Here is a 10118-nt window from a genome sequence, read left to right as displayed (position 1 = left end):
AGTGGCCGACATGGCGAATGAAGACAAGCTCGTCGATTACCTGAAGCGCGCGACCGCGGACCTGCGCGAGACCAAGCGCCGCCTGCGCGAGGCCGAGGAGAAGGACGCGGAACCGATTGCCGTCATCGGCATGAGCTGCCGCTACCCCGGCGGAGTCACCTCGCCGGACGGGCTGTGGCAACTGGTCGCCACCGGCGGCGACGGGATCGGCGACTTTCCCGCCGATCGCGGCTGGGACCTCGACGACCTGTACGACCCGGACCCCGACCGGGCCGGCACCGTCTACAACGTGCAGGGGGGATTCCTGCAGGGTGCCGGCGACTTCGACCCGGGCTTCTTCCGGATCTCGCCGCGGGAGGCGCTGGCCATGGATCCGCAGCAGCGGCTGCTGCTGGAGGCGTCGTGGGAGGCGTTCGAGTCGGCTGGAATCGACCCGCACCGAGTCGGCGGCAGCCGGACCGGTGTGTTCGCGGGGCTGATGAACAACACCGACTACACACCGTCGCTGGACGCCGTTCCCGAGGGCATCGAGGGTTTCCTTGGCACCGGCAGCTCCGGGAGCGTGGCCTCCGGACGCGTGGCGTACACCTTCGGACTGGAGGGGCCGGCGGTCACGGTCGACACGGCCTGCTCGTCGTCGCTGGTCACCATGCACCTGGCGGCGCAGGCCCTGCGCAGCGGGGACTGCACGCTCGCCCTCGCCGGTGGCGCGACGGTGATGGCCACCCCCGGTACCTACCTGGAGTTCTCCCGTCAGCGTGGCCTCGCGGCGGACGGCCGGTGCAAGGCGTTCGCCGGTGCCGCGGACGGCACCGGGTTCTCCGAGGGCGTGGGCATGCTGGTGCTGGAGCGGCTCTCCGACGCGCAGCGCAACGGACGCCGCATCCTGGCCATCGTGCGCGGGTCGGCGGTCAACCAGGACGGCGCCAGCAGTGGCCTGACCGCGCCGAATGGTCCGTCGCAGCAGCGGGTGATTCGGCAGGCTTTGGCGAATGCCCGCTTGTCGGCGGCGGATGTGGATGCGGTGGAGGCGCACGGCACCGGGACCCGGTTGGGTGATCCGATCGAGGCGCAGGCGTTGTTGGCGACGTATGGGCAGGACCGGTCGGAGCCGTTGTGGTTGGGTTCGATCAAATCCAATATTGGTCACACCCAGGCGGCTGCGGGTGTCGCGGGGATCATCAAGATGATCCAGGCTTTCCGGCACGAGTCCCTGCCGAAGACCCTGCATGTGGATGAGCCGTCGCCGCATGTGGACTGGTCGTCTGGTGCGGTGTCGCTGCTGACCGAGTCGCGGCCGTGGCCTCGGGGTGAGCGTGTACGTCGGGCTGGTGTGTCGTCGTTCGGTATCAGTGGGACGAACGCGCACGTGATTCTGGAGGAGCCTCCAGCCGAGGTTGCCTCGGAGTCTTTGGTGTCGGCGCCTGTGCCGTGGGTGTTGTCGGCGAGGTCCGAGGCGGCTCTGCGGGATCAGGCAACTCGGCTCAGTGATTTCGTTGCCGCGCATCCGGAGATCTCGCCGGTCGATATCGGGTGGACGTTGGCGGGTCGGGCTCGTTTCGAGCATCGTGCGGTGCTCAACGCTGGTTCGTTCGATGTGTCGCCGCGGGTGGCGGTGGAGGCGCGGTTGGGGGTGATGTTCACCGGTCAGGGCAGTCAGCGTTTGGGTATGGGTCGGGGTTTGTATGACACCTTCCCGGTGTTCGCGGCAGCGTTCGACGAGGTGTGCGACCTGCTCCCGGGTGATGTGAAGTCGGTGGTGTTCGGGGATGACGCCGACCTGTTGAACAACACGGAGTACGCGCAGCCGGCGTTGTTCGCCGTCGAGGTGGCGTTGTTCCGGCTTGCGGAGTCGTGGGGTGTGCGCCCGCAGGTGCTGCTCGGCCATTCGGTGGGGGAGATCGTCGCCGCGCATGTCGCGGGTGTGTTCTCTCTGTCGGATGCGTGCACGTTGATCGCGGCGCGTGGTCGGTTGATGGCAGCTCTGCCTGCGGGTGGGGCTATGGCGGCGATCGGCCTGGACGAGGCCACGGTTGCCGCGGCCTTGCGGGCAGATGCGGCCTTGGGTGAGCGGGTGCAGATCGCTGCCGTGAACGGCCCCACCTCGGTCGTGATCTCCGGCGACGAGGAAGCTGTTGAGGCGCTGGTGGGGCGGTGGCGTGCTGAGGGTGTGCGGGTGCGCCGCTTGGCGGTGAGTCACGCGTTCCACTCGCATTTGATGGAGCCGATGCTGGCCGAGTTCACCACGGTGCTGGAGGGACTGACGTTCGGGTCCGCCCAGTTGCCGGTGGTGTCGAACCTGACGGGTGAGGTTTCGGACTGCGGTTCGGTTGAGTACTGGGTGCGGCACGTGCGGGAGGCGGTCCGTTTCGCGGACAGTTTGAGCACGGTTGCGGGTATGGGTGTGACCGCGCTGTTGGAGTTGGGTCCGGACGGTGTGTTGTCGGCGATGGCGGATGACACGGTCGCGGTCTCGGCGTTGCGGGACGGCCGTGATGAGGCGGAGTCGTTCACTGCCGCGTTGGGTCGTCTGCACGCGGTGGGGGTGGAGTTGGACTGGGCTGGTGTGTTCGCCGGCCGTGGGGCGAAGCTGGTCGATCTGCCGACCTATGCGTTCGAGCATCAGGAGTTCTGGCTGCGTAGCAGCGCCGGCACTGGTGATGCCGCGGGTCTGGGTCAGTCCGCGACTGGTCATCCGTTGCTGACCGCTGTCGTCACGGTTCCCGACAGCGACACGGTCGTGTTGACCGGTCGGTTGTCGGTGCAGACGCATCCGTGGTTGGCGGAGCATCGGGTCGGTGACGGTGTGGTGGTCCCTGGTGCGGCGCTTGTTGAGTTGGCGGTGCATGCGGGTGATGAGATTGGTGCGGGTTCGGTTGTCGAGTTGACGATCGAGGCGCCGTTGGTGTTGCCGGAGCAGGGTGCGGTGGTGCTGCGGGTGACCGTGGATGGGTCCACGCATGCGGTGTCGATCTATTCCCGTCCGGCGGACGGCGACGATTCGTGGACTCGGCACGCGCACGGCACGTTGGGTACGGACCTGCCTGCCCTCGCCGTGGATCTGGCGGTGTGGCCACCCGCCGGTGCGGAGCAACTCGACGTCGATGGTCTGTATGACGTGTTGGCTGATGCTGGTCTGGGTTACGGCCCGGTGTTCCAGGGTGTTCGTGCGGCGTGGCGTGCCGGTGACGAGGTCTTCGCCGAAGTGGAGTTGCCGGACGGCACGGCGGTGACCGGCTTCGGCCTGCACCCCGCGCTGTTCGACGCGGCGCTGCACGCCATCGCCCTCGGCGATCTCGTCGAGGCGACGGCCACCGGTCCAATGCTGCCGTTCAACTGGAGTGGAGTTAGCCTCCACGCCACCGGTGCCTCGACGGTGCGGGTCCGGCTCGCCCAGGCCGGAACCGACGCGGTCTCGCTGGCAATCACCGACACTGCTGGCGCCCCGGTCCTCTCCGTTGAGTCGTTGGTGCTGCGTCCTCTGGAGTCGGCGCGGCTCTCCACGGTCCAGGATGCGATGTTCGGCCTGGAGTGGGCCGAGGTCGCCACTGCGAGTATCTGGGATGGGGATTGGACGACGACCGACGATGATTTCGATGGTCGGGTTCCGGCGGTGGTGGTCGTTCCGTCGTTGGTTGATTCTGCTGTTGGGGTGGTGCGTTCGGCTCATGAGGCTGTGGCGGCGGCGTTGGCGTTGGTGCAGCGGTGGGTTGGTGAGGATCGGTTCGGCGAGTCGTTGTTGGTGTTTGTGACGGCTGGTTCTGGGCCGGTGGACGCTGCGGTGCAGGGTTTGGTTCGTTCGGCGCAGACGGAGAATCCGGGGCGTTTCGTTTTGCTCGACCTGGGTGCCACGCCGGTGACGTCTGAGTTGCTGGGTGTGGCGTTGGGTAGCGGTGAGCCGGAGCTTGTTCTTCGGGATGGGCGTTGGTTGGCTCCGCGTCTGGTCCGTGTGGTGGCGTCGCCGGTTTCGGTGTCGGCCGACGGCACGGTGTTGATCACCGGTGGTACGGGTGCGTTGGGTGCGTTGTTGGCGCGGCATCTGGTGGTGGAGCACGGCCTGCGGAGTTTGGTGCTGACCAGTCGTCGTGGCCTGGATGCTCCGGGGGCTGTGGGGCTGGTCGCGGAGTTGTCGGCGTTGGGTGCTGTGGTGCGGGTGGTTGCGTGTGATGTGTCTGATCGTGAGGCGGTTGCTGGGCTTGTTGGGGGGATCGCGGATCTGCGTGGGGTGGTGCATACCGCGGGTGTTCTTGACGATGGGTTGGTTACGTCGTTGTCGTCGGAGCGGTTGGATGTGGTGTTCGGGCCGAAGGTCGATGCGGCGTATTACTTGCATGACCTGACTGTGGGTCGAGACCTGGACATGTTCGTGGTGTTCTCGTCGGCGGCGGGTGTGCTGGGTGGCGGTGGGCAGGGTAACTACGCGGCGGCGAACAGTTTCCTCGACGAGTTGATCCGGCAGCGCAACGCGGTCGGGTTGGTCGGTACGTCCCTGGCGTGGGGCCTGTGGGAGCAGGCCGACGGCATGGGCGCGGGCGTTGATGGTGTGGCGGGCTTGTCTGCGGCTGAGGGGTTGGCCCTGTTCGATGCGGGCTGGGCGCATGGTGGGGTTCTCGTTCCGATGCGTCTTGACCTTCCCGCTCTCCGTAAGAGCGACGACGTGCCGCCGATCCTTCGATCCCTTGTCCGGAAGTCCCGCCGGACGGCTCAACGCAGCAGCTCCGCTTCCGGCTGGAGTGACCAAATCGGCGCCCTGGCCGCCGAAGAGCGGCTCGAAGCCGTACTGAATCTGGTACGGACGGCTGCGGCCGGTGTACTCGGGCACGACGGCTCAGAGGCTGTCGGTCCGACAGCCGCCTTCAAGGAACTGGGCTTCGACTCCCTCACCGCGATCGAGCTGCGCAACCAGCTCGCGGCGAAGACCGGCCTCCGACTGCCGGCAACGCTCGTCTTCGACTACCCGACCGCCACTGTGGCCGCGGAGTTCATCCTCGGCCTGGTGGTAGGTGCCACCACCCCGGTCGCGACTGGCATCGTGCAGCCCCGGGCCGAGGATCCGATCGTGGTGGTGGGCATGGCCTGCCGCTACCCGGGTGGAGCCGCCTCACCGGAACAACTCTGGGAGCTGGTTGCCACTGGTGGGGATGGCATCGGCGCGTTCCCCGACGACCGAGGCTGGGATGTAGCGGATCTGTTGGACACCACGGTCTATGAGATGGCTGGTGGTTTCCTGTACGACGCGGCGGGCTTCGATCCGGGGTTCTTCGGGATTTCCCCGCGTGAGGCGTTGGCCATGGATCCGCAGCAGCGGTTGCTGTTGGAGTCCTCGTGGGAGGCGTTCGAGTCCGCCGGGATCAACCCCGTTTCGGTACGCGGCAGTCAGACCGGTGTCTTCGCTGGGGTGATGTACCACAACTACGGCGCCCGGGTGATCGACGTACCGGACGGCGTGGAGGCGTTCCTGGGCACCGGCAGCTCCAGCAGCGTCGTCTCCGGCCGGGTGTCGTACATGTTCGGGTTCGAGGGTCCGGCGGTCACGGTTGATACGGCGTGTTCGTCGTCGTTGGTGACGTTGCATTTGGCGGCGCAGTCGTTGGGTCGGGGTGAGTGTGATCTGGCGTTGGCGGGTGGTGTCACGGTGATGCCGACGCCGGACACGTTCGCGAGTTTCGCGCAGCAGCAGGGGTTGGCGCGTAACGGTCGGTGTAAGGCGTTCGCGGGTGCGGCGGACGGCACCGGCTGGTCCGAGGGTGTCGGCATGCTGGTGCTGGAGCGACTCTCCGACGCGCAGCGCAACGGTCACCGTGTCCTGGCGGTGGTGCGGGGTTCGGCGGTGAATCAGGACGGTGCGTCGAATGGTTTGACCGCGCCGAACGGCCCGTCACAGCAGCGCGTCATCCGGCAGGCCCTGGCGAATGCAGGGCTGTCCCCGGCCGACGTCGACGTGGTCGAGGCGCACGGCACCGGCACCCGGCTGGGTGATCCAATCGAGGCGCAGGCGCTGCTCGCCACGTACGGGCAGGACCGGTCCGAGCCGTTGTGGTTGGGCTCGATCAAGTCGAATATCGGTCACACGCAGGCCGCCGCCGGGGTGGCTGGGGTCATCAAGATGATTCAGGCTTTCCGGCACGAGTCCCTGCCGAAGACATTGCACGTCGACGAACCGTCGCCGCACGTGGACTGGTCCGCGGGAGCGGTGTCGCTGTTGACCGAGCAGCGGCCGTGGCCTCGGGGTGAGCGTCCGCGTCGGGCTGGTGTCTCCTCGTTCGGGATCAGTGGCACGAATGCACACGTGATCGTGGAGGAGCCTCCAGCCGAGGTTGCCCGGGAGGTTTCAGTCTCGGCGCCGGTGCCGTGGGTGTTGTCGGCGAAGTCCGAGGCGGCTCTGCGGGACCAGGCGGCCCGGCTCAGCGATTTCGTCGCGGCGCATCCGGAGATCTCCCCGGTCGACATCGGGTGGACGCTGGCCGGTCGGACTCGTTTCGAGCATCGTGCGGTGCTCAAGGCTGGTTCGTTTGAGGTGTCGCCGCGGGTGGCGGTGGAAGCGCGGTTGGGGGTGATGTTCACCGGCCAGGGCAGTCAGCGCCTCGGTATGGGTCGAGGTCTGTATGACACCTTCCCAGTGTTCGCCGCCGCGTTCGACGAGGTATGCGACCTGCTCCCGGGTGACCTCAAATCGGTCGTCTTCGGCGACGACCCCGACCTGTTGAACAACACCGAGTACGCGCAGCCGGCGTTGTTCGCCGTCGAGGTGGCGTTGTTCCGGCTTGCGGAGTCATGGGGTGTGCGTCCGCAGGTGCTGCTCGGCCACTCGGTCGGGGAGATCGTCGCCGCACATGTCGCGGGCGTCTTCTCTCTGGCGGATGCGTGCACGTTGATCGCGGCGCGTGGTCGGTTGATGGCAGCTCTGCCTGCGGGTGGGGCGATGGCGGCGATCGGCCTGGACGAGGCGACGGTCGCCGCGGCCTTGCGGGCAGATACCGCACGGGTGCAGATCGCCGCCGTGAACGGCCCCACCTCAGTCGTGATCTCCGGCGACGAGGAAGCAGTCGAGGCGCTGGTGGGGCGGTGGCGGGCTGAGGGTGTGCGGGTGCGCCGCCTGGCGGTGAGTCACGCGTTCCACTCGCATCTGATGGAGCCGATGCTGGCCGAGTTCACCACGGTTCTGGAAGGCCTGACGTTCGGGTCCGCGCGCCTGCCGGTGGTGTCGAACGTGACCGGTCGGGTTGAGGACCTGGGCACGCCTGAGTACTGGGTGCGGCATGTGCGGGAATCGGTCCGTTTCGCCGACAGTTTGAGCACGGTCGCGGGTATGGGGGTGACCGCCCTGCTCGAGTTAGGCCCGGACGGTGTGCTGTCCGCGATGGCGGACGACACGTTCGCGGTCTCCGCGTTGCGAGATGGCCGCGATGAGGCGGAAACGCTCACCGCCGCGCTCGGTGGTCTGCACGCGGTGGGTGTGGAGTTGGACTGGGCTGGGGTGTTCGTCGGCCGCGGCGGCAGGCTGGTCGACCTGCCCGGGTACGCCTTCGAGCATCAGGAGTTCTGGCTGCGTAGCGGCGCCGGCACCGGTGATGCCGCGGGTTTGGGTCAGTCCGCGACTGGTCATCCGTTGTTGACCGCTGTGGTTGCGGTTCCGGAGAGTGACACGGTTGTGTTGACCGGTCGGTTGTCGGTGCAGACGCATCCGTGGTTGGCGGAGCATCGGGTCGGTGACGGTGTGGTGGTCCCTGGTGCGGCGCTTGTTGAGTTGGCGGTGCATGCGGGTGATGAGATTGGTGCGGGTTCGGTTGTCGAGTTGACGATCGAGGCGCCGTTGGTGTTGCCGGAGCAGGGCGCGGTGGTGCTGCGGGTGACCGTGGATGAGTCCACGCACGCGGTGTCGATCTATTCCCGTCCGGCGGACAGTGACGATTCGTGGACTCGGCACGCGCACGGCACGGTCTCGGCGCAGGTGACCGGTGTCCCGACTGATCTGACGGTGTGGCCGCCGGCCGGTGGCGAGTCGCTCGACGTCGACGGTCTGTATGACGTGTTGGGCGATGCTGGTCTGGGTTACGGCCCGGTGTTCCAGGGTGTTCGTGCCGCGTGGCGTGCCGGCGACGAGGTCTTCGCCGAAGTGGAGCTGCCCGACGGCACCGCCGTGACCGGCTTCGGCCTGCACCCCGCGCTGTTCGACGCGGCCCTACATGCCATTGCCCTCGGCGCATTCGTCGACGCGGATCGTGCGGGTCCCTGGTTGCCGTTCGTCTGGAGTGGAGTGAATCTCCATGCCACCGGCGCGTCGGTGCTGCGGGTCCGGCTCACCCCGGCCGGAACCGACGCAATCTCACTGCTGGCAGTGGACGCCTCGGGCGCGCCGGTGCTGTCGGTGGCCTCGCTGGCCCTGCGTCCGGCCGACCTGACACGGATGTCCGGGACGGACCACCTTTTCGCTGTTGATTGGGTTGATGTGGCGCCGATATCGGTGCCGGTGTCGGGTGAGGTGTTTGAGGTGGTGGTGTTGGAGCGGGTTGTGGGTGGTGTGGTTGATGAGGTGCGTGCGGTGGTGGGGGATGTGCTGAGTCGGGTGCAGTCGGTGAGTGGTGCTGGTCGGTTGGTGGTGGTGGCGCGGGGGATGGATGTGGTGGCGGGGGCGGTCTTTGGGTTGGTGCGTTCGGCTGAGAGTGAGAGTCCGGGTCGGTTCGTCTTGTTGGACGTGGGTGATGTGCCGGTTACGGATGAGTTGGTGGCGGGTGGGGTGGGTGTGGGTGAGCCGGAGTTGCGGTTGCGGGAGGGGGTGTGGCAGGCGCGGCGCTTGGTGCGGGCGGTGGGTGGTGGTGTGTCGGTGGGGGTGCCGGCGGCGGGGACGGTGTTGGTGACGGGTGGTACCGGGGCGTTGGGTGGGTTGTTGGCTCGGCATTTGGTGGTGGGGCATGGGGTGCGGAGCTTGGTGTTGACGAGTCGTCGGGGTCTTGGTGCGGCGGGGGCGTTGGGGTTGGTGGCGGAGCTTGAGGGGTTGGGTGCGGTGGTGCGGGTGGCTGCGTGTGATGTGGGGGATCGGGCGGCGGTCGCGGGGTTGGTGGGGGGCATCGGTGACTTGGTGGGGGTGGTGCATGCGGCGGGTGTGTTGGATGACGGGTTGGTTGGCTCGTTGTCGCCGGAGCGGGTTGATCGGGTGTTCGGACCGAAGGTTGATGCGGCGTGGTATTTGCATGAGTTGACGGCCGGTCGCGATCTGGAAATGTTTGTGGCGTTTTCGTCGGCGGCTGGTGTGGTGGGGAATGTCGGTCAGGGTAGTTATGCGGCGGCGAACAGTTTCTTGGATGAGTTGATTCGGCAGCGCAACGCGGCCGGGTTGGTCGGCACGTCCCTGGCGTGGGGTTTGTGGGATCAGGCCGGTATGGGTGCGGGTGTTGATGGTGTGCCGGGCTTGTCCGAGGCTGAGGGGTTGGCGCTGTTCGATGGGGGCTGGGCGCAGGGCGGGGTCTTGGTGCCGATGCGTCTTGACCTTCCTGCTCTTCGTGCGGGTGGTGACGTGCCGCCTCTGTTCCGTTCGTTGGTCCGTGGCCGCACCCGACGCACGGCCCAGCAGGGCAACGACGCCGCCGACTGGAGTCGCCGGCTGGCGCCGATGACGCCGGAGGAGCGTCACGAAACCATGCTGCGTCTGGTGCGGACAGCCGCAGCCGGTGTGCTCGGGTACGCGGGCCCCGAGGCCGTTGGACCCACCGTCGCCTTCAAGGAGTTGGGCTTCGACTCGCTCACCGCGGTGGAGCTGCGAAATCAGCTCTCCGCGTCCACCGGTCTGCGGCTGCCGGCCACCCTGGTGTTCGACCAGCCGAACCCGACGGAGCTGGCCGATTACCTGATACCTGCCCTGCTCGGCGGCGCGGCCGGTCCGGACGTGGACACCGAGATCGACGCGTTGGAGGCGTTGCTCGACGCCGTGGACGTCGACAGCGGACAGCGATCCCGGATCACCACACGGCTGCAGACGCTGCTCACGCGATGGGCCGACCAGGGCCGGGCAGAGCCCGCCGGCGACGGCGAGACGACCGTCTCCGACCACCTGGAGCAGGCCACCGACGAGGAAATCTTCCAGTTCATCGGGCGCGAATTCGGCATTTCCTGACTCGCTA

The 10118-nt window shown here is 67.5% G+C and carries 1 protein-coding gene; it reads left to right on the top strand.

Features of this window, described 5'->3' with window-relative positions; translation table 11 throughout:
- Positions 1 to 10: 10 nt before the first annotated feature.
- Entirely contained in the window at positions 11 to 10111 is a 10101-nt protein-coding gene (locus HNR20_RS03150) for a type I polyketide synthase (RefSeq protein ID WP_184176330.1), read from the top strand.
- The last annotated feature ends 7 nt before the right edge of the window (positions 10112 to 10118 follow it).

Origin of the sequence: Micromonospora parathelypteridis (genome assembly GCF_014201145.1) — a bacterium.
GTDB classification, from domain to species: Bacteria; Actinomycetota; Actinomycetes; order Mycobacteriales; family Micromonosporaceae; genus Micromonospora; species Micromonospora parathelypteridis.
The sequence above is the reverse complement of the archived record's forward strand: the minus strand, read 5'-3'. Positions and strand labels throughout refer to the sequence as shown.